Source organism: Paraglaciecola algarum (assembly GCF_021532655.1).
GTDB lineage: Bacteria > Pseudomonadota > Gammaproteobacteria > Enterobacterales > Alteromonadaceae > Paraglaciecola > Paraglaciecola algarum.
Genome location: NZ_JAKGAS010000011.1, coordinates 1 through 21,229 on the forward strand (window position 1 = coordinate 1; position 21,229 = coordinate 21,229).

Sequence of the window (21,229 nt, forward strand, 5' to 3'; positions counted from 1 at the left end):
ACATGGAGGTTTGTGTTATTCAGTAAGTTAGAATTGCACCGACCATAGAAAACGGCCTCATTTGAGGCCGTTTTTTTTATTCTAATACCTCTAAAATAAATTAGTCATGCTTAGTTACACAATAGATAGTCCAAACTAAGGTCTAACTCAGTAGGTGCCTATACACTAAAATACTATATTACCTAGTCACTTACAGTACGAGCATTTACAAAATATTAACAAAATACTTACTTTCAGTTTCAACCTTTGGTAAGGTAAGAGGTCTAATGAGATGGTTAATTAATAGACACTGTACTTCTTCATCCATATTAATGAACCAAAACGTAAATTAAACTACTCAATGAGTATATTAAGAGAGCATCCAATGAGACAAATCATCCCTCTACGTTTTAAGCCGACAGCATTATCAGCTTTAGTCGGAATGTCTTTAACAATGAATAGTGGAGTGACACTAGCGCAGGAAGAAGCAGAAAGTAATTTAGAAACCATAACAGTTACCGCCCAAAAACGAACCCAAAATTTACAAGATGTACCTGTTGCGGTCACCGCATTTTCTGGGGAACAAATGGCTGAGTCAGTCATAAAAGATTTATTTGACTTACAAACTAATGTCCCAGGATTAGGTACTTTCCAAAGTCAAAGTGCAACTAACTCTAGCTTTTCTATACGAGGAGTAGGTACTTCATCACAAAACTTCGGTTTAGAGTCTTCTGTTGGCTTGTACGTTGATGGCGTATATCGCGCCAGACAAAATTCTATGATTAATAATCTAGTTGATGTCGAAGCAGTTGAAGTATTGCGTGGACCTCAAGGGACATTATTTGGCAAAAATACGCCATCTGGCGCGATATTAGTTCGCACTGTTGCACCTAGCCACGATGGTGGCGATGCTTTTGTAGAAGCAACAGTTGGTAACTATGGCTTAGTTAATTTATCCGGAGCCTCTTCATTCTCAGCTATCGACGATATATTAGCGTTTCGTGTCACAGCTTTTAGTAGTAATCGAGATGGTATTGCCAGTGATATCAACTTAGGTGAAGACACTATCAATGATAGAAATCGTTGGGGTGCCAGAGTACAAGCTTTGTATACACCTAATGATGACATATCAGTTAGATTTATTGCTGATTATGCCGAAATAGACGAAATTTGTTGTGCGGCTCCGGTTGTTTTGAATAACCTACAGGCGACAGATGTTCCTGGAAGGTTTGGATCTGATGCCGTTTTATCTGGATTGTTTGGAGCCACTGTATTCCCTGGTGGCAATAGCTTTTATGATAGAGAAGTAGCACTAAACATACTGCCTGAATCAACCATGGAAGATAGAGGCTTATCCATGGAAATAAATTGGGGGTTAACAGATAACTTAAGTTTTGTGTCTGTCAGTGCCGTTCGAGAAGTCGATTCAATGGACAATCTAGATACCGATTTTAGTGACGCAGATATTCTCTCCACCATAAATGTTAGTCAACAAAGCTCTTTTTCTCAGGAGTTACGTTTGGATTATTCAAAAAATAAACTTAATGCAATTTTAGGTGCTTACTTTTTTGAACAAGACCTTAACCTAGATTACGTATTAAAAGGAGAAAGCGGTTTTGGTACTTTCTTTGACGCAACAGTTTATCCTCAAGTATTAGCATCTGCACCAGGAATTCAAAATTTAGTTGATGGATTAAATGGCTTAAGCGCGTTAACAGGTGGATTAATTGCTCCTGCAGCTTCACCAAGTGCGTCAAATGTGTCTTTTCCACATATTGCAGAACAACAACATGAAAGCTTCGCCGTTTTTGGTCAGTTTGATTATGCATTAACTGATGAGTTTACACTAACTGCTGGTTTACGTTACACAGAAGAAGAGAAAGATTTATTTAGTGCTTTTGCTGAGCTAGACTCCTCTGGCAATCAATTTACTCCAGCCAACTTTGCTGATGGCGGCTTAAGCTTAGGTGCCGCGTTACAAAATATAGGAGGAGCACTATTAACTGGGCAAGCACCTGCTGCCTCAGATCTAATGACTATTGCCCCATTACAATCTGAAGGCTGGGGCATACCTTTTATCGGGGCAGTTACCTCAACTCGACCAAACATTGAGGAGAAATTAGAAGATAACCAATACACCGGCACAGTTAAATTAAGTTACACCCCTGATAGAGATTCATTGTACTACGCCTCTATTGGTACTGGTTATAAATCGGGTGGTACCAATACCGACCGCATAACAGCTGGATTTAATCCGCTATTTGAAGCAGAAAAATCAAAATCTATTGAGTTAGGTATGAAGAGAGATTTTCCAAATCAAAATATCCGTGTTAATGCAGCTGTACATAAAACTGATATTACTGACTTCCAAGCAAACACTTTTACCGGAACTGGATTTAACTTACAAAATGCCGGAGACATTAAAACGTCTGGAGCAGAAATCGAAGCGACATGGGTACCTTCAGATACAATGGAAGTTAACTTCGCTTATGCATATACCAAAGCTGAATTTGAAACCTTCATTGCTGGAAACTGCTGGGTAGCATCACCTTTCCATACAAACACTCCTGATCCTGGACGAGCTCAACCAACAGATCAATTTTGCGACCGCTCTGGCGACCGTTTGGCCAGTCAACCTGAACACTATGCTGTAGTCAAAGTGAAAAAGGACATCCCATTAAGTAACAATATCTATTCATACCTACAAGTAGAATACAGCCATACAGGTGACAGAGTTATGGACCAAAGTAACGATCCTCTACATTACTCTGATGCATATCAGTTACTTAACTTAAGGTTCTTTATGAATTTTGCAGAGCAAGATATGGATGTGATTGTATGGGGACGAAATGTTCTGAATGAAGAGTACTTAGCCAACAATACTTTTAATACTCCAATTCAAGACGGTAAGATAAACGCTTACTTAGCTGAACCAGCGACCTTTGGGGTGACACTAAAAAAACGTTTTTAAGATAAATTACTTATTTATACCATTACAGGCACTAATTCCAAGTGTGATAAAGGGCTAAACCGCAAGTTTTAGCCCTTTTTTATTAAATTGTACAAATCAAAATGATGGACTAGAAGTTAAACTTTGCTATGGTTTATTAAAATTGATATCTCGTTCAAATTTATTTTGAGTAAGGTTATATAAATTTGCCAAATACCCATCCACCTTCACGACAACGAATAGAATTATTTTTTCAAGCCAAAAGATTAATTCAAATATTTTGGGCATGCGAAATTACCCTTGCGGTGTTGTTAGCTCAGAGATTACTCTTAAATAGTTTTGAATTATCTTTCATAATATTCACTACCATGTGTGCTTTGTCACTCGTTTATTTATTAGCTAAGCGAGATAAAGTTAATCATGCATCGAACTTATTACTTGCTATCCTTGCCTTAATTCTTGTTGCATTGATGTGGATGCATGGCGGGGTTCACGATGAAGCCGTATTTGGTTTTCCTAGCCTATTAATCATGGCGGCTATGTTTGGTAATAAAAAATCTTTTATTGTTCTATTGACTATATTTGGACTTTCTATTGCTGCCAATGCCGTGTCTAACCATCTTGGTTGGGTCACAAATTATTCACCTAAAGTCGATTTAACGAGTGGTTTTCTATTTATATTTATGTTGCTGTTAATCAGTTATTCAATTTGGGTAGCAGCTATGGATTATCGTTTATTATTGGATAAATTGCATAAAGAAAACACTGAGGTTATCAATTCGAAAAAAGAAATAGAGGAGATGTTGTTACACGATATATTAACCGGACTTCCAAACAGAGCTATGGCTGAAATTGTGCTAACCAATGCACTAAAAAAAGCTGCCAGGACCCATCAGAAAAACTATTTAATGTTTATTGATTTAGACAATTTTAAACTCATAAACGATGCCCTTGGCCATCAAGCAGGCGACGCTTTACTCGTAGAAATATCCACCCGTTTACAAACATTACTAAGAAAAAACGACACAGTTTGCCGTTTTGCTGGTGATGAGTTTATCATCATATTCGACACCATAGATTCGCAAGAGTTAATGGCAACTATTTCCGAAAAAATTATAGATATCATTAAAACCCCTTTTTATTTCAATAGTAACGAGTTTATCTGTGGCTGTTCTATTGGCATCACAGTTTCTCCGGATGACGGTTCTGACTTCGAAACATTGTTACGTAATGCCGATACCGCCATGTATTTTTCTAAAGCTAATGGGGGCAATAACTTTCATTTCTTCGATCAAAAAATGGATAACCAAGGTCACGATTACTTAAATTTAATTAATGACCTTAGGCAAGCCATAAAGAAACAAGAATTCTTTTTAACCTATCAACCCAAAGTCGACCTAACTAATAAGAAAATAATTGGTGCCGAAGCATTAATTCGATGGCAGCACCCTAAAAAAGGCGTGATTTATCCTGACCAATTTATTCCAGAAGCAGAAAAATCAGGTTTAATAAACGAGATAGGAGAATGGGTAATCAAGCAAGCATGCTTAGCTTGCAAAGATTGGATAACTGCCGGTTTTAAAGATTTTACCGTAGCCGTTAATGTTTCATCTCAACAATTCAAACAAGACAATATTTATCAGGTAGTAAAAACGGCATTAAATAACGCTAAACTGGCTGGCAAACATTTAGAACTAGAAATGACCGAGTCATTACTTGTTGAAAACTCACATGAACTTAAAAAATTATTACAAGATATTAGTTTGTTAGGAGTACATCTATCAATCGACGATTTTGGTACAGGTTATTCAAATCTAAGTTATTTAAAAGAATTCGACATTAAAACCCTTAAGATCGACCGTTCCTTTGTAAATGACGTAGAAAACAATGGTAAGAATAAAGCTTTAGTAAAAGCGATTATTCAAATGGCCAAGGGACTGGAGCTCACCACTGTTGGCGAGGGAGTAGAAAATCAGCAAGTCGCTGAATTACTTAGTGACTTTACCTGCGACTACGGACAAGGCTATCTTTGGTCTAAGCCCGTTAGAGATAAAGACTTTATTAAATTTATCCATTCTTACGCGAAACCAAGCTAGTTGCTGCTAAACAGCCCACCTCTAATACCATATAAGCTATTAACATCTAGCTATAAGTTTTACATACTCTTTACAAAAACAAGGGTTTAATATTTATATATAAATATGTATTATTATTTATGAATATTGCACATATAACAAATTGTAAGAGAGCATTATGCAGAAACTCATGGTATTAATCGGGTTAGCAAGTTTGACTATTGGTTGTTCCCAACAAACTCAGTCCCAGATCGAAAAAGCGTCGACACAGTCTACCAACCAAACTAAACCCAACATTGTATTTGTGATCACAGATGACCAAGGTTATGGCGACTTAGGCATAAACGGCAACCCTATCCTTAAAACTCAAAATATTGATGCGTTAGCCAGAGAATCTGTGAATTTAAATGATTACCATGTAGCACCAACTTGCTCCCCTACCCGTGCAGCCCTTTTAACAGGACACTGGACCAATCGTACCGGTACTTGGCACACCATTATGGGTCGTTCAATGCTGCGCGAAAACGAAGTCACTATAGCAGACTTATTAAAAGCCAACGGTTATCAAACCGCCATGTTTGGCAAATGGCATTTAGGTGACAACTATCCTTATCGTCCTATGGATAGAGGGTTTGAACATGCCTACTACCATGGTGGTGGTGGCGTAGGACAAACGCCAGATTATTGGGATAACGCCTATTTTGACGGTAGTTACTTTCGCAATGGTATCGCAGAAAAAGCCCAAGGTTATGTGACTGATGTGTTTTTTGATCAAGCGATTCAATACATAGAAAAAGCCAAAGATAATGATCAACCATTTTTCACCTACATCAGTACCAATGCGCCTCATGGCCCTATGCATGCCCCTGAAGAGTATGCGGCTAAATATGCAGACAAAGGACTCACCACAAGTCAACAACACTTTTTTGGCATGATCCACAACATAGACGATAACGTGCAAAAACTAAGAGACTACCTAGATAAAAATAATTTAACCGATAACACTATCTTTGTGTTTACTACAGACAATGGCACATCAGGTGGAGACAAAATATTTAATGCAGGCATGCGGGGCAAAAAAGGCAGTGCTTTTGATGGTGGTCACAGAGTTCCCTTCTTTTTGCATTGGCCAAATGGTGGCTACACTGAACAAAAAATCGTCGACACTATTACTTCATATGTTGACGTGGTGCCTACCCTTCTTGAAATGACAGGCTCACAAAAACCAGAATCTTTAAAGTTTGATGGAGAATCTATTCAACCTTTAATGAAAGGCAACAACAATAACTGGCCTGATCGAGTTTTAGTGACTGACTCACAAAGGGTACTCAATCCAATAAAATGGCGTCAAAGTGCAGTGATGACAGATCAATGGCGTTTAATAAATGGCAAAATGTTATTCGACATGTACCAAGATCCAGGCCAAGAAAATGACGTCGCAACAAAACATCCAGAGGTGGTATCTCGTTTAACTGAGTTTTATGACAATTGGTGGGAAGAAATCGAACCCACTTTTGGCGAGCCAACAGCTATATATTTAGGAGCTGATGAAGCAAACCCAGTGGATTTAACTTCTCATGATTGGTTAGGCGACAACAAAGCTGTGCCTTGGAATCAAATGCATATTCGCAAGCAACTTAGCGAGAAGGACCAAAAACATAAAGGTTATTGGTGGGTAAATATAATCAATGCGGGTAAATATAACCTTGAACTTAGACGTTGGCCTGAAGAAGCTAACAAAGCCATTCATGCTGATATGATTGCAGGGGATGATGTGCCTGGAGATAGATCTTTTAGAGCATGGGAAGGCAAAGGTTTTAAAGCCACCCAAGCAAGAGTCAAAATTGGAGATTCTGAGCTGACCATGCCAGTCACATCAAATGACAAGTTCATTAGCTTTGACGTTGAATTAGTCAAAGGAAAAGGCAAACTACAAGCCACATTCTTAGATGCAAACAATCAAGAACTAGGTGCATATTTTGTCAAAGCAACTCGATTATAAGTGATTAATCATTGAATTAAAAAGCCGCTAGTTAGCGGCTTCTTTGTGTAAATAAGTTGTAGTGACGTAATCCAGAACTGAAGATTAATTAGTGCAAACCTTAAACTGCTTACAGGCAAAGGAATAACTTTGTGGCTTAATATGTTTAAAGCCTTGAATCTTTTTAGCCTTAAATCTGGCTGCAAAATCAGCGACTCTTTGATGATAATTCTCTAACAGCTTGTTTTTAGTCTTATCATCTAAAAACGAATAACTCAGTGAGTTTTCACCTAACTTCACTAACTCTTGCCATGATAAATTAAAATTAGTCACAGCCGTAAAATATTCATCTGTCATATTAGAGTCCCACATCCCCCTGTCATCCGTTGATAGAGCGACAGGTATACCCAATCGTAAATACTCTGGAAAAGGGTGCTGCGAATAATCCTCGACGTATTCCAATAACAAGTTACTGATAAGGTTTATTTCAATTAGGTATTTGTTGTGGCGCATAAGTAACAAAGTATCGTGGTCATCGACTAAATTAATACCATGACCAATTCGATCAGCTCCTAGTACAAGTGTATCGCGAATATGTTGATTAGGTTCGTCTGACTCGCCGGCATGAATCGACAAGTTCACCCCGTGAAACTTATGCCTAAGCTCCCTTAGAGTAGGTAAAAATCGAGCTGGATGACCTTTTTCATTATCTTCCCTGCCCACCATATCCACGCCCACATATAACTCAGGATGGGTCGCCACAAACTCATACATCCATTGCAAACTGTCTTCAGCATTAGGTGCAAAACGCAATAATGAATACTGCAAACGCACTGTTACCCCAGTTTCAAGTGCATCTTGTTGGGCAAATCGATTTAAATACAATTGATAAACTTTTTCTGTATCAAACGGACTCCCGTCTGGATGCACAAAACCTCTCACACCTGCATCTGTTTCTAAATAACTTAGACCTTCAGCGCCAAATGCTTGCATGTTTTTGACAATAAGATTGGCTTGCATATAAGGATTAGCCATTAACGAATTAATTCTAGCCCAATGAGTTTGAAAAAATTCATCACGGCCCTCTGACACTTTATCTAGACGAATACTATTCATCCACGCGGCTTTTTCTACAGGAGTTAGATCTTGAATACGTTTATATTCTGACTGTTCACAGCTGGCTAATTTTTTGTACTCAAATTCTTGAATATTAACAAACAACATTAAATACGGAGCGCGGCCAAATTCGTTTGTACCGTAAGGTTTACAGTTGTTAATTTTGACTTTGGTGTAATAGGTATAACCATTCTTTTCTTGCTGTAGGATCTCTTCAAACCACCACTGCGACAAATTAGAACCTGTGGAGTGGTTGTGCAAATCCCCGCCCTTGGGCATGGCATATAAAAAGGTATACATATCTTGAGCACTCGCTGTTTTTTTGAATGCTTCAAATTCAGCATCAATTGAATCAGCGCTTTTTGCATTAGCATAAACACTTAAAACAACACTTACCCAAAGTAAAACGAGTAAAAATATTCTCTTCATTGAATTAACTCCAAAAAACTCATATGCAAACTTTTACTTATTACTACTATTCTTTTATTGATCATTAACATAGGGTAAAATATTTTCATATGTATTCCAGTTCTTGATGATCTTTTGTATCACTGTATTTGCCACCACATAAGCCGCATCTTTTGCAGGGTACCCACCATCAGGGTAAGGAGCCGTGATACTCCAACTGGTTAATTTGTCAGCCGGCGCCATAGTGTAATTACTCACCGTTCTTAATACCATAATTCTGTCTGGATCGACTTTATTGATACGGGCTAGGCGCATTAATGAAGTTAAGGTGCCAGAGTCTTCCATGTTACTAGTCATAAAATTGGCCGATTCACTGCCATATAGTTTTAACCAATCATTTGCCCATTCATTTAAATGTTTACCATGCCAATATTTACTAGCACTTAATGTATCACCAATTGTCACAAAAGGAGGTTTCTGCGCATTAGGATAGGTTTTAAATAGCGCTCTAAATTCAGCAATAGCTTTTGAATCTTCAATTTTTACATCTTTAGTTTGGGCGTATGCCCAATCAGCTAATTCAGCATTTAAGGCAAATGAAACCGTATCTAAGGTCCAACCTGTAGAAATATCTTCTGGTTTTTCGGCTGGCGCTTTTGCGCCTAAAGGAATAATGCCATAAGGCCAGTCTTGTGGCATTTCTCGGCTGTCTATTTGATAAATCAAATCGCCATCAACCACATGTTTTGCCCAAGCTGCGCTGCCCAGTGAAATATCCTCTGGATCACCGCCAGAAATACCAGCCACTAACCAATAAGCTTTGGATAAATCAAATCGAGTATCAAGCCCAAGTGCCATAATAGAAGCCGTAGCGTTAGGAATGCCTCCCCCAACACAAATAATTAATACGCCATCTTCACTCAGGTATAAATCATATTCGCCCAATGGAAAATCGAATTTTTGCGTGAACTTACCTCGCTCAAGCCAGAGTTGCAGTTCACCTGCATCATCTCCCATAGCTTCGCCATCTTCATACATAGTGACTACCACAGCTTTGATTGGGTTAACTTTCTCAACAACTGGGTCAGCCGAATTACACCCTATGGTGAGTATGCACAACAAAATAATTGAAGCAGACTTTATATCGTTTAGAAATGCCATGTATCTTTTTACCTTTTATTACATTAGAAAAATATTAACCGAACGGTCAGCAATTATTATACCCTTTTTAAATGCATAGCAATCTCGACAATATAATCTATTGCTAACAAATTGATATTTAAAGACTAATTATTTAAAACTAGGAAAAAGCAGCAGAATTAGAGATGATAAAATCAGAACAAGGGATAAATTAGCTAAGTCATTTTGCTAATAAACAAACTACTTGATTAATATTGGTGCACAGCAGGCTATCAAGCAAACCTACTTAATTTTAAAAAGCCTGATATCAACTAAGTGATATCAGGCTATGTATTCTAAAGGACTTTAATAACTAGATAGGATCAAAGTTTGATCTTCAAACCCTTTGATTTTAGCTGTCACCTTAATCACACCAGCTTGTTTAGTCGACTGCACTATGGCTAAAGCTCGTCCTTTTGCAGTATCCAAGTGATTGGATTGAAAATTTTGAATATTCGCAGACGCGCCATTGTCCACACCCAACCACTTAACATTTCCCTGTACTTCAAAACTGACATGGGCATTTTGTGTTTTTACAATACGGCCATCTTGGTCGTGCAATTGCACTACTAAATGAGCTACATCATAGGCATCAGCTTTTAGGTTGGTTTTATCTGTGGTTAGGCTGAACCCTGTCGCATTACCGGCGGTTTCAAACTTAGCTTCAATTTCTTGCCCCTCAAAACCCGCACGAGCAGTTAAGATACCTGAATTGTATGGCACGACCCAACGGAACAAACGATCAGGACTTTCAGACATACTGCGAGACCCTAAAGATTCGCCATTTAAGAATAACTCAACAATAGAATGATTAGAGGTCACCTCGACTAACACTGGCTCACCCTTTTTATAATTCCAATGCATGTTGGAATCACGCCACCTGTAACTGCCATTGTTTTTTGCTACGGCTAAACCGGATAGTTTATCTACTTCAAACCCTGACTTTTCCAATGGCAAAGTCCCCAAAGAAATATGTGGTTTGTTAATAAACACACTTTTAAAATAGTTCCAGCCTTGCACTTCAAAACCTGCTAAATCTAGAATGTCGCCCCAGCCGCTTTTTTCAGGCCATTTATTGTGATATTCACCAATGTAATCTATGCCTGTCCACATAAACTGGCTGAATACACCAGGATGATTAAGCACTTGTTTCCAATCATCCCAGGTACCCGGATTTTCATTGATAGTGATCAACTTATCTGGAAAATGAGTTTGTCCCCAAGGAATGACACTATTGCGATAACTATAACCTACATGGTCAACTGCATCGGCATAGCCACTTACATGACTCACTTGAGGCAAAATTAAATTGGCTGTGGTTGGACGTGTAGTATCTAATGCTTTCACCCAGCTATTAATGCGCTTAGCTGTATCAGCAAGTATATATTCACCTTTGGGTGATTCGTCATAACGCTTTTTCATTTCTTCTGGTGTGAACTTTGGTGCTGCTCCCCAAAAACTACCATCTACTTTGGTGGCATCATTTGGATCAGTCCAAAAACCCGTTACATAACGATAATGTACATAAGTCCATTCAATCTCGTTTCCTATACTCCACTGCACCACACTTGGATGGTTGCGATCACGCAGCATAGTGCGCTCTAGATCACTTTTACCCCACTGTTGAAACTTCTCTACATAACCTCGAGTTAAGTTATCAGTGTGTCTGTCATGATAGTTAAGACGTTTGTCCTTAGCGTAATCAAACTCATCAAAAAATTCGTTTTGTACTAAAATACCCATTTCATCGCATAAGTCTAAAAACTCTTGAGAGAAAGGGTTGTGAGCGGTACGAATGGCATTAACTCCGGCAGCTTGTAACCCTTCTAATCGTCTTTTCCAAACTCCTTTAGGCACAGCGGCTCCCACTAAACCACCATCATGATGTAATGACACACCTTTCATCAGCGTTGACTTTCCATTTAAGAAAAAGCCTTTTTTCGGAATAAATTCAATGCTTCTAATGCCAAATGGCGTAATGTATTCGTCTACTGTTTTGTCATCATAAACAAGTGTCGACACTGCTTTATACATATTCGGTTGCTGAATATCCCAAAGCTTTGGTGATAACACTTTTAAGGTTTGAGTATAGGTTTTCTGACTTTGACTTTTAAGCCTATGTTTATCCTCAGTGGTAGCAACCACTCTACCTTGTCCATCCACTATATCTGTAGATAAAACAAAACTACGTTTTTTAGTGGTGTCGTTTTTCACCTCAATCTGAACATCAACTTTAGCTTGCTCTTGAGTAATTTCTGGGGTGGTAACAAAGGTGCCCCAAATAGGAATATGTAACTTATCGACTGTCACTAACTTAACGTTTCGATTTATGCCACTGCCGGTATACCAGCGGCTATCACCGTGCCTTGAATGATCAACATGTACTGTTAATATATTTTGACTGCCATCTTTTTTAAGGTGTGTAGACAAATCAAAATACACGGGCGAATAACCATAAGGGTTTTCACCCAATAACTTACCGTTTAACCAAAAAGTGGCGTTGTTGTATACACCATCAAATAATACATAGGTGGTTTTATCTTGAGTATTTTTAGGAGAAAAAAAATGCTTTTGATAAATCCCCACGCCACCTGGCAAATATCCAGTAGCACCTTCTAGTGACTGATCAAAATCTAGCTCTACACTCCAGTCATGAGGTAAACGTACATCTCGCCATTTTGAATCTTGCAAAGGGATAGTTGAAGGCACAGCAGTGTCTTCAACTAAGGTAAATTTCCAATCAAAGTTAAAATCTATTTCACGATCAGCGGCATTCGCAAAACTAGCATTAACCACTAACAAGCAGGTTAATACTAAACCTATTTTTTTCAGCATTTTCAAAACAACACTCCGACAAAGATAAAATTGTATATTGTCAATAATATACCAAAGCAAGTTAAAATTTTTACAATATTTAAACTTAAAACTACTTTTTTATGAATAACGAAACATTACACTAATTTATGCCAATGACTTACCGCGAATAAATTCTATTACAGAAACTCAGGCATAAAAAAAGTGACTTAAATAAGTCACTTTTTTGATTTACCCGTGAGCGCTAAAAATTAAGTCGGATCGTCTTCTCCACCTATCCCCCACTCGGCATCAGTGGCGATTGAAATTTTATAAGTTAAAGCAAATTCACTCGGTACATTTTTAGGCTTATCAATATGTAATCCATTTTCATCTTGAGACCAAATAACTTTTTCGTCACTGCCTAATAACACTATATCTTTAATTCTAGCATTCAACACACTTAACTCTGTGCTTAAGGTTTTAACCAAAATATCTTCTTTGGGAGAATCCATTACAATAGCAAAAAGTGTATCGTCGCCCTTTTTAGTAAATCGAATATCTTTATCAGAATAAACAATCTTTTGCTTTTCAATCTTATGACCACCACCTTTAATGCGTGTGGGACCTTCGCCGAATACGCGCCATGGACGAGTTTCATAAATACCTTCACCGTTAATCTCTAACCATTTTCCGAGATCAGCTAACATAGTTTTCATTTCTTGAGGTATTGAACCATCGGGATTAGGTGGCACATTAAGCAGCATCAGACCATTTTTAGATACAATATCGATCAAAATATCAACGATTTCATTAGAGGTGACAAATTTAGCGTTTTGACGGAAAAACCATGCTCCTGGCGAAGTATCTGTCATCCAAAACTTGTCTTTGATTTTATTCGGGCGACCACGTTCATAATCATGCACGCCAACCTCAGCTGGGAAAGAGGTATTTTTATAACTAATGACTACGTCCTTGCCCCACTCAACACCTTTATTGTAGTAATAGGCAATAAACTTTTTACGGTAGTCTTCATCTAGTTCTTCTACCCACCAATCAAACCAAACCACATCCGGCTCATATTTATCGACTACCTCTTTTAGTTTGGCATACCATTCATCATGAAATCGTTTAGTCGGTTTAAAATCAGTTAGCTCATGTTGATCTGTATATAGATCAGAAGTTTCTTCTGTAGCATCAAACTTATAAGCATTTGCATAATAAACCCAAGTAAAAGCATGATGGAATGAAGTTAAGAACTTCATATCACGCTTATCTAACGCTTTTTTAAGCTCTCCGGTGACATCAATGCCCATCATATCTTTGACATTCCAGCGAGTGACTTCACTATCCCACATGGCAAAATTATCATGATGCATGGCCACGGGGCCAGCAAATTTAGCGCCTGACTTTGCAAATAATTCCGCCCATTCTTCAGGGTCAAAAGCTGTAGGTTTGAAATTAGGGATAATGTCCTTATAGCCAACTTTATCTAACGGGCCATGAGTTTCAACATGATGCTTATAGGTACTATTAACGATTGGTTTGCCATCTTTTAAACGTTTTTCTCCGGTTCTCCAGTCATACACTTCATCCATATATACATTTAGGCCATACCAACCAACACCACGTTCCATATTTAAATTAGCAGTAGAGACAGGCCCCCAGTGTGCATAGATACCTAATTTGGCATCTTGAAACCAAGCGGGTTGCTCTTCTACTTTTGAAAGTGACTCCCAATCTTCAGAGTAGGTAAGTTTATTAGTTGCAATATCGGCCGAAGCTTGTTGGTTAGCTTGATTACCGCAGCTCGATACGCCCAAAAATAAGGAGCAAATTGCCAAAGAGAGTAGTGTTTTTTTCATAATTAATTGCCAGTAAAGTTAAAGCCATTGTTTTAATATTCAAAAATCATAAAGAATTGAAGGCATAAAACAGCATGCTAGAAAGGTATCAATCAGCCCGATCAATTACAATATATAAAACCCATAGTTCACATGCAAAAACGTAAAGTTTTTGTAAGTTTTTACACTCAGAAGTTACTTTGACAAAAATGAGGGGAATTAAAAATAAGGTGCTTATAAAGTTGTGAACGTTTAACCAAAGAAATATGAGGTCATGGTAGATAACATTCTTAGGCTTTCTACATCTTCTTGTGTCCAATTTACTTTTTGGCCAACACTCTCACAGCACAAAATGCCAGTAGGTTGAAAGTCTTTGTGTAATACAAAGTCTAATAATGAATAGATATCTAACGGTTCAAAATAACTTTGATTAAAACATTTAGTGGCTGAAAAATTTCGAGCATCTGACGCCATAACCACTTGCTCTTCCAAGATCTTGGCAAAATATTGAGGAAAATCAGTCTGACTTAATACCTGCTGCGAAGAGTACTCATTTGAAACTTTGTCAAAACACATCAAGCAGACTATTTCAGTTTTTTCTCGATTGAAGTTCCATAAACTCACCCGGTTAGCTCTAGGGATAGCAAGCTGAGTTTGCACACAAACTTGACGAAGTTTTTCGTCTGTAGTAACTGAGTCATCTTGCAATAAATGAACTAATTTTAATAACGGATCCATAAGCAACTCAACCATATGAGAATTTAACTATTTCACATTTATGTATATACATTAACAAGATATTTTACAACTAGTATGCCATGCTACTTTAGTTCATATAGCTGCAGAAAATGTTTCTTGAATAAATTTTGAAACGTAATAAAAAGTGTTAAGTGTTAGTTTAAATTAACACGCGTAAAACATCCCAGTGTTTGCTGCGAATATATTCAACACCGTGCTTGGCTAAATCTAAATATTTGTCGTCACCATACAATTCATAGGCTTTACAAAAGATCCACACCATACGGCAACTTGACACTAGATGGCGCTGCTCCCCATTAAACACACTGCCATCGTCTTTAAAGTTATGATAAAAACCGCCGCTTTGATCTACTATTTTCGGCAAATAAAAATCCACAATGGATTGAATGTGTTTTAGTAAAAAAGGTTTACTTAAAATAATCTGTCATAATGCTCCTTTACATCAATAAAATCATATCTTTATCTTTTGCATTTAGTTATTTTTTATTGAGATAAATCACGGATTTTAATAGAACGATAACGTACTTCATCATTATGATCTTGTAACAGTATCGGGCTTGATTTCCATTCACCAAAGTTGGCATATTTGTGATATTTACTGTGCTGCACTAGAGTTTTAAATATCTGACTGCCTCTAGGAAACTCAATCACCTTAATGTTGTTTAACCAATGTTCTACTGTATTTCCTTTTACCACTATACGTGCGCGATTCCATGCATCTATTGCCTTAACCCTTTTTGTATTTCGCCCTGTTTCGCTTAAGTTTGCCGCGGGAATGAGATCATAAAGAGAGCCCACAGTACGATTACCTTGATGGCCGTTTTTAGCATCTGGGTGATGCTCATCATCTAAAATTTGAAACTCTAAACCAATGGCTGAACCTTTGGTTTTTAACAACTCTGGATCCATAAAATATTTAACCCCAGAATTAGCGCCCTTCGTCATTTTGAAATCAAGTTCTAACTCAAACTCAGAAAACGAGTCTAGCGTGACTATGTCTCCACCAATTCTTTTGCCTTTTGGCGAGGCATAAACCACAAGTTCCCCTTTCTCTATACCCCAACCTTTTTCTGGGAAACCTGTTAGCTGAACTCCCTTCCATCCTTCAGAGGTTTTACCATCCCATAACAACTCCCAGCCTTGGCTTTGCTCTTTACCTGACAGCAAATTGGCTTGATAGTTTATTTGCTGCACGTCAGTGGGTGTATACCAATGATTATTATGTAATTCTTCCGTGAGGATCTGCGGATTGCGCATTTTCACCACTTTGCCTGCTAGTGTTTTATCTCTAATGCTATGCACCTGAAAAGCAATGAAGCCTGTTTTAAAACCCTCTTGATTATCAATAATATCTGCACACGGCACTTTATTTATCCAAGTACGAATTTTGTTGTGAATAGCTTCTATACGATAGTGGTTCCAAGCATTTACATCAAAAGCTTGTTGGCAAGCTTGATTGCGAGTCAAGTTATATAACCAACCCCGCTTGGCTTCCTCAAATACTCCTCCACTCCATTTACGTTGGCTAGTATCTACTTCTGCTTGATAACCGTGCACTCTATTCTTGTTGTATTCCGAGTTAAGGCGACTACGAAATTGAATACCTGAATTTAAGCCGGCATCCACTTTAATTTCAGCTTCAAAGATAAAATCATCATAGTCTTGGATAGTAGCTAAAAAACTATTGGGAGTGCCCGCTTCTGATACGCCAACAATCACACCATCTTGCACGCTAAACTTTGCCTTTCCACCTAACTGTTTCCAGCCAGATAAATCTTTACCATTAAATAAAGGCTGCCAATTAGCAGCTGACACTTTTTGTACTAATCCCACTAAACCTAACAACAATGCAGGTATCAGTATTAATTTTTTCATTATTTTTCCTCAAATACTTTTAAATAATATGTGATTTTACAAACGGGTCACTTAAAAATCAGCACACTTTAAAAACGGACCTGTAAAAAACAAGCCACTTAATGTTTAAAGGCACTGAAATAATCATTATGAATTTGTTTTAAGGTTTGCTCGGAAGATACCGCAATACAGATAAACCTGATAACTGCCAAGCATGAATATGATTAAAGCCTTTTATTTCCAAGGAGTGATAACGATAACCACTGCCCCATGCTCCACCTAGCTCAGTGTCAGGACTTAAATTAACTAAGCCAAAAGGCCGAGTGGCCGTATTAAAATAAAACCATCTGGAATTAGCCGAATCTAACCAAGGCCAAACATAGTCAACAGCTAGAATAGAGGTGTTTATTCCAATCTTAGTAGTATGCATTTTTTTCTTACTATCAGTTACTTGAGCATATTCTCCTGAACAAGCAAGCAATAGAATTAGGATGAATATTGTTAATATTTTATTCATATGACTTCGAAATACCTAATTTCTTTTGTAAGTCTTCTAAAGAAATTCCTTTAGTTTCAGGCACCATGAGATATACCCAAATAAGTTGCAAGATCATCATAAAACAGAAGAAACCAAAAACATGGCTAGGTTCAAAAGCACTCACTGCCATAGGGAAAAAGAATGTCAGCAGCGCCGCAAATATCCAGTGAGTAGAACAACCTAAAGATTGGCCTGTTGTACGATGCTCTGTAGGGAATACTTCAGCAATAAACACCCAAACTACTGCGCCTTGTCCGATGGCATGGGCAGCGATAAAAAGAAAAATACAAAATGGGATAATAGAATAAACTTCATTTGCAAAGGCCCAAGAACAAGCCCCAAGTGCCAGTATGTATCCAAATGAACCAATATAAAGTAGTGTTCTACGTCCAATACGATCAATTAACCAAAGCCCCAAAAAAGTAGCAATAAGATTAGTCAAGCCAATACCGGCTGATTGCAATAAAGCGGCTTCTTGTCCTAAACCTGTCATTTCAAATATACGCGGAGAAAAATAGAGAATGGCGTTAATACCAGAAAGTTGATTAAAAAACGCGATTAAAAATGCCAACAATATTGGGTATTTTAGTCTGCTACTCCAAAATGCCGTTTTGGCAGTAGTCACCGATGAAGCTGCTGAAATACTTTGGCTCATATCATCAATTTCTGTAGCTGTCATATGAGCGTTAATCAGAGCCAGAACTTTTTTACCTTCCACTACTTTTTTACATTTTCCAATTAACCAACGTGGAGTTTCTGGTAAAGAAAAACATAGTAAACAATAAATAATAGCGGGAATTGCTTCTACCCCTAACATCCAACGCCAGGCGTTTTCACCTATTCCACCTAACAATGCATTAGAAATGAAAGCAATCAAAATTCCTAAGACGATATTAAACTGATACAAGCCAGTAAGTCGTCCACGTTTGTCCGCCGGGGAAATCTCAGAAATGTAAAGTGGCGCAACTATGGTTGAGATCCCCACACCTAAACCACCAATAAAACGGGCAAACATAAAAGAATAAGGATCAGTGGCAAGGGCAGACCAAACTGCTGAAACAAAATAAAGTAGTCCAATGGCAATTAAGGTTTTTACTCGGCCATAACGATCGGTAGGCCAACCACCAATTAGTGCGCCAAGTACAGTTCCCCATAGTGCCGCACTTATGGCTAAACCATGGAGGCTGCTTGATAGCCCCCATAATGATTGAATTGTTTTTTCGGCACCAGAAATAACCACAGTATCGAACCCAAAAAGAAACCCAGCCAAGCCTGCAGTGAGTGACCATAGGAAGATTTGCTTGCTATTTTTTCTATTTTTGTCACTGCTTACACCACTGTTTGATATTTGGATGCTCATCATTTCAGCCATTATTATTTTGTTACTTTTTATGATTTTAACTACTAAAAACCCAATTAAAATAGCTCATATTGCCATTTATTAGTGATAAATTACGATTTATTAACAAATTTTTCACACAGGCGGTGTAATGGCCTATGACAAAACGCCGCACGGTTATTTGCGCTGGGATACGCCGGTAGCACCTGAGCATGAAAACGCGACCAGAAAGTGGTTTGGTTATGAATTACAACCACAATCTCTCATAACCATTCGAGGTATTGGTATATATGAGCCTATGATAAACGCCAATGTTGATAGGCCATTAGGCACTGGTGATTGGTTAATCATGCTATTTCATCACCCACCACGATTGGATAAAAAATCAAAGTTCGGCTTCAACTCCAGCTAACACACTTATGATTTGGCCTACGGGTACAAAACAGTAGCGTAAAATAGAGAATATTGATTTAACTAAAGAGCATTTCACTGAATCAACTAAAAAAGCTTCATGTTAATAAACATTTAGGGACTGCTGATCTAACTTCCTAATATTTACGTATAGTTGTAAAAATAACTTTAACTTACTTATATGTTGATAAATTTAATTGGCTTTCAAATATGCTGGCTTGGTTTAGTCTATTTTGGCAATTTTTTCAGTCCAGTGGCCATATTATTGGTGTGCATTCATATTCATAAACAGTTAAATCGCTGGCAGGAATTTAAACTGATTTTAAGCACACTATGCATTGGTATCGTTATAGATGGCTTACTAACTATTAATAATGTGTTTATTTTTACTACGTCTGCATTCATCCCATTCTGGTTAATCATGTTGTGGGCATGTTTTGCCGCCACACTAAGTCACAGTCTTAAAATTTTAAAGCATTCAATACTATTGCAAGCTCTTGTAGGAGCCGTAATTGCTCCATTTAGTTACATTGCTGGACATAAATTGGGAGCTGTAGAGTTTACTTACTCACTTTTAATTACCTACTTAATTCTTAGTCTTATTTGGGGACCATTATTGGTATTACTGTTTAGACTAGAAAAGTGGTTCACTGAGAACAAACGAAATGTTTTATAAGTTAATCGTCAGTATATTTGTACTTTTTTTTATTCAACCAATAAGTGCAGAACAAGCAAGTGAGGACAAGTCAGCCATAGGTACCACACAGCAAGCATCTGAATTGCTAAAACTAAAGGATGTGGGTGAAGCGACCTTTTCAGTTTTGTTCTGGGACATTTATACTAGTAAGCTAAAAACATCCACAGGCAAATACCCACTTGAGAATGCCGAAGATAACTTGTTATTCCAAATCCATTATCTACGTGACATTAAAAGTGAAGATCTTATTCTCAGAACCATAGAGCAATGGCAACATTTAGGTGTGCCAGAAGACAAATACCAAGCTTACCTCCCCCGTCTCAATACTCTATGGCCAGATATTAAAAAAGGAGATAGTTTAGCTTTACTGATAAATAATCACACAAGTGTATTTTATTTCAATGACTCATACCTTGGTGAAATTACTCAGGCTGAATTCGGCCAGCAATTTCTAGATATTTGGTTATCTGAAAAAACCAGTCAGCCCAAACTAAGGCTCGAACTACTGAAAGGAAAAAGCAATGAATAAATGTCTCAAAATGGTTTGTATTATGCTGTTAGTATCTAGCTGCACCACAGATATTACTTCCTATCGAGAAAGCCAACCAAAATTTGATATAAAACAATACTTTGATGGCAACATCATTGCTTGGGGAATGGTACAAGATTATTCGGACAAAGTGACTCGACGTTTTTGTGTTGAAATAATAGGTACTTGGCAAGGTAATGAAGGCACACTAGCTGAAACATTTTATTTTAATGATGGGGAAATTTCTTATCGAAACTGGCAACTTTCAAAACAACTTGATGGCAGTTACCAAGGCACAGCTGAAGATGTGGTCGGCACGGCTATAGGTAAACATCAAGGGTTTGCTTTTCAGTTAGAGTATGAATTACTTCTCAAATTAGAAGATGACACATATCAAGTTCAGATGGACGATTGGATGTACCTTTTAAACGAATACCAAGTAATGAATAAAACATCTATGTCTAAATTCGGTGTTAAAGTCGCAGATATCACGTTATTTTTTGATAAAAACGCCTCTAAAACAAGCTGCAATTCAACCTTATAACCCAATACTCTACCGAGTCAGTCTACACACGTATTTCATCACCGAGGGCCATTTAACAATTGGCCCTTTTTTTTGTGTCTACATTCATCATGCACGACATAATTATCGAACGTATTTTATACGCACTATTTAACATAAAGATCACAAAATAAAATAAATCTTTTTAGGACAAAAATTTATGATCTTTGTTGATTTTTCCAGCGTAAGTTGGCTTGTAATCAACTGAAAGGAAA

General features: G+C 37.6%; 16 protein-coding genes. 7 read left to right on the forward strand and 9 right to left on the reverse strand.

Annotated elements, in window-relative coordinates; genetic code table 11:
- Positions 1-364: 364 nt before the first annotated feature.
- From L0668_RS16800 to L0668_RS16810, 3 genes are all read left to right on the forward strand, one after another.
- Positions 365-2,950 carry a TonB-dependent receptor gene (locus L0668_RS16800; protein WP_235313884.1) on the forward strand — a complete coding sequence of 862 codons (2,586 nt, stop codon included), beginning with the start codon at positions 365-367 and terminating at the stop codon, positions 2,948-2,950.
- 185 nt (positions 2,951-3,135) lie between these two features.
- Entirely contained in the window at positions 3,136-5,025 is a 1,890-nt protein-coding gene (locus tag L0668_RS16805; RefSeq protein ID WP_235313885.1) for a putative bifunctional diguanylate cyclase/phosphodiesterase, read from the forward strand.
- Positions 5,026-5,182: 157 nt separating this feature from the next.
- Positions 5,183-7,006 carry an arylsulfatase gene (locus L0668_RS16810; RefSeq protein WP_235313886.1) on the forward strand — a complete coding sequence of 608 codons (1,824 nt, stop codon included), beginning with the start codon at positions 5,183-5,185 and terminating at the stop codon, positions 7,004-7,006.
- A gap of 84 nt (positions 7,007-7,090) precedes the next feature.
- On the opposite strand, the gene L0668_RS16815 is transcribed toward L0668_RS16810, so the two are convergent.
- From L0668_RS16815 to L0668_RS16855, 9 genes are all read right to left on the reverse strand, one after another.
- Positions 7,091-8,530, reverse strand: coding sequence for an adenosine deaminase family protein (locus L0668_RS16815; RefSeq protein WP_235313887.1), 1,440 nt, complete (start codon positions 8,528-8,530; stop codon positions 7,091-7,093).
- Between the two features lie 54 nt (positions 8,531-8,584).
- The gene (locus L0668_RS16820) at positions 8,585-9,670 is read right to left on the reverse strand and encodes a purine-nucleoside phosphorylase (protein WP_235313888.1); all 1,086 of its coding nucleotides are present in this window, start codon (positions 9,668-9,670) and stop codon (positions 8,585-8,587) included.
- A 324-nt stretch (positions 9,671-9,994) separates the two neighbouring features.
- Positions 9,995-12,523 carry a glycoside hydrolase family 2 TIM barrel-domain containing protein gene (locus tag L0668_RS16825; RefSeq protein ID WP_235313974.1) on the reverse strand — a complete coding sequence of 843 codons (2,529 nt, stop codon included), beginning with the start codon at positions 12,521-12,523 and terminating at the stop codon, positions 9,995-9,997.
- A gap of 230 nt (positions 12,524-12,753) precedes the next feature.
- Positions 12,754-14,346 carry an alpha-L-fucosidase gene (locus tag L0668_RS16830; protein ID WP_235313889.1) on the reverse strand — a complete coding sequence of 531 codons (1,593 nt, stop codon included), beginning with the start codon at positions 14,344-14,346 and terminating at the stop codon, positions 12,754-12,756.
- A 231-nt stretch (positions 14,347-14,577) separates the two neighbouring features.
- Positions 14,578-15,063, reverse strand: coding sequence for a GAF domain-containing protein (locus tag L0668_RS16835; RefSeq protein ID WP_235313890.1), 486 nt, complete (start codon positions 15,061-15,063; stop codon positions 14,578-14,580).
- A 160-nt stretch (positions 15,064-15,223) separates the two neighbouring features.
- The gene (locus tag L0668_RS16840) at positions 15,224-15,448 is read right to left on the reverse strand and encodes an AGE family epimerase/isomerase (RefSeq protein ID WP_235313891.1); all 225 of its coding nucleotides are present in this window, start codon (positions 15,446-15,448) and stop codon (positions 15,224-15,226) included.
- A gap of 119 nt (positions 15,449-15,567) precedes the next feature.
- The gene (locus L0668_RS16845; RefSeq protein WP_235313892.1) at positions 15,568-16,959 is read right to left on the reverse strand and encodes a 3-keto-disaccharide hydrolase; all 1,392 of its coding nucleotides are present in this window, start codon (positions 16,957-16,959) and stop codon (positions 15,568-15,570) included.
- A 139-nt stretch (positions 16,960-17,098) separates the two neighbouring features.
- Positions 17,099-17,455 (reverse strand): hypothetical protein, encoded by a 357-nt coding sequence (locus L0668_RS16850; RefSeq protein ID WP_235313893.1) that lies wholly within the window; start codon positions 17,453-17,455, stop codon positions 17,099-17,101.
- Positions 17,448-18,848 (reverse strand): sugar porter family MFS transporter, encoded by a 1,401-nt coding sequence (locus L0668_RS16855; RefSeq protein ID WP_349815653.1) that lies wholly within the window; start codon positions 18,846-18,848, stop codon positions 17,448-17,450. The genes L0668_RS16850 and L0668_RS16855 overlap by 8 nt, the downstream gene beginning before the upstream one ends.
- 118 nt (positions 18,849-18,966) lie before the next feature.
- On the opposite strand from L0668_RS16855, the gene L0668_RS16860 reads away from it, so the two are divergent.
- The 4 genes from L0668_RS16860 (at position 18,967) to L0668_RS16870 (ending at position 20,996) form a co-directional block, all read left to right on the forward strand.
- Complete coding sequence (locus L0668_RS16860; RefSeq protein WP_235313894.1) at positions 18,967-19,227, forward strand: hypothetical protein; 261 nt, start codon at positions 18,967-18,969, stop codon at positions 19,225-19,227.
- A gap of 180 nt (positions 19,228-19,407) precedes the next feature.
- Entirely contained in the window at positions 19,408-19,902 is a 495-nt protein-coding gene (locus tag L0668_RS20935) for a DUF2878 domain-containing protein (RefSeq protein ID WP_349815654.1), read from the forward strand.
- Positions 19,892-20,452, forward strand: a complete 561-nt coding sequence (locus tag L0668_RS16865; protein ID WP_235313895.1) for a chalcone isomerase family protein — start codon at positions 19,892-19,894, stop codon at positions 20,450-20,452. The genes L0668_RS20935 and L0668_RS16865 overlap by 11 nt, the downstream gene beginning before the upstream one ends.
- Positions 20,445-20,996: a DUF3833 domain-containing protein gene (locus tag L0668_RS16870; RefSeq protein ID WP_235313896.1), complete on the forward strand. Its 552-nt coding sequence runs from the start codon at positions 20,445-20,447 to the stop codon at positions 20,994-20,996. The genes L0668_RS16865 and L0668_RS16870 overlap by 8 nt, the downstream gene beginning before the upstream one ends.
- Positions 20,997-21,229: the final 233 nt, after the last annotated feature.

Bases quoted from the DNA above. Each gene is read 5' to 3' on its own strand.
- L0668_RS16800 (WP_235313884.1), top strand. From the start codon at position 365: ATGAGACAAATCATCCCTCTACGTTTTAAGCCGACAGCATTATCAGCT.
- L0668_RS16835 (WP_235313890.1), bottom strand. From the start codon at position 15,063: ATGGATCCGTTATTAAAATTAGTTCATTTATTGCAAGATGACTCAGTT.
- L0668_RS16815 (WP_235313887.1), bottom strand. From the start codon at position 8,530: ATGAAGAGAATATTTTTACTCGTTTTACTTTGGGTAAGTGTTGTTTTA.
- L0668_RS16850 (WP_235313893.1), bottom strand. From the start codon at position 17,455: ATGAATAAAATATTAACAATATTCATCCTAATTCTATTGCTTGCTTGT.
- L0668_RS16830 (WP_235313889.1), bottom strand. From the start codon at position 14,346: ATGAAAAAAACACTACTCTCTTTGGCAATTTGCTCCTTATTTTTGGGC.
- L0668_RS16870 (WP_235313896.1), top strand. From the start codon at position 20,445: ATGAATAAATGTCTCAAAATGGTTTGTATTATGCTGTTAGTATCTAGC.
- L0668_RS16845 (WP_235313892.1), bottom strand. From the start codon at position 16,959: ATGAAAAAATTAATACTGATACCTGCATTGTTGTTAGGTTTAGTGGGA.
- L0668_RS16810 (WP_235313886.1), top strand. From the start codon at position 5,183: ATGCAGAAACTCATGGTATTAATCGGGTTAGCAAGTTTGACTATTGGT.
- L0668_RS16820 (WP_235313888.1), bottom strand. From the start codon at position 9,670: ATGGCATTTCTAAACGATATAAAGTCTGCTTCAATTATTTTGTTGTGC.
- L0668_RS20935 (WP_349815654.1), top strand. From the start codon at position 19,408: ATGTTGATAAATTTAATTGGCTTTCAAATATGCTGGCTTGGTTTAGTC.
- L0668_RS16860 (WP_235313894.1), top strand. From the start codon at position 18,967: ATGGCCTATGACAAAACGCCGCACGGTTATTTGCGCTGGGATACGCCG.
- L0668_RS16865 (WP_235313895.1), top strand. From the start codon at position 19,892: ATGTTTTATAAGTTAATCGTCAGTATATTTGTACTTTTTTTTATTCAA.
- L0668_RS16825 (WP_235313974.1), bottom strand. From the start codon at position 12,523: ATGCTGAAAAAAATAGGTTTAGTATTAACCTGCTTGTTAGTGGTTAAT.
- L0668_RS16855 (WP_349815653.1), bottom strand. From the start codon at position 18,848: ATGGCTGAAATGATGAGCATCCAAATATCAAACAGTGGTGTAAGCAGT.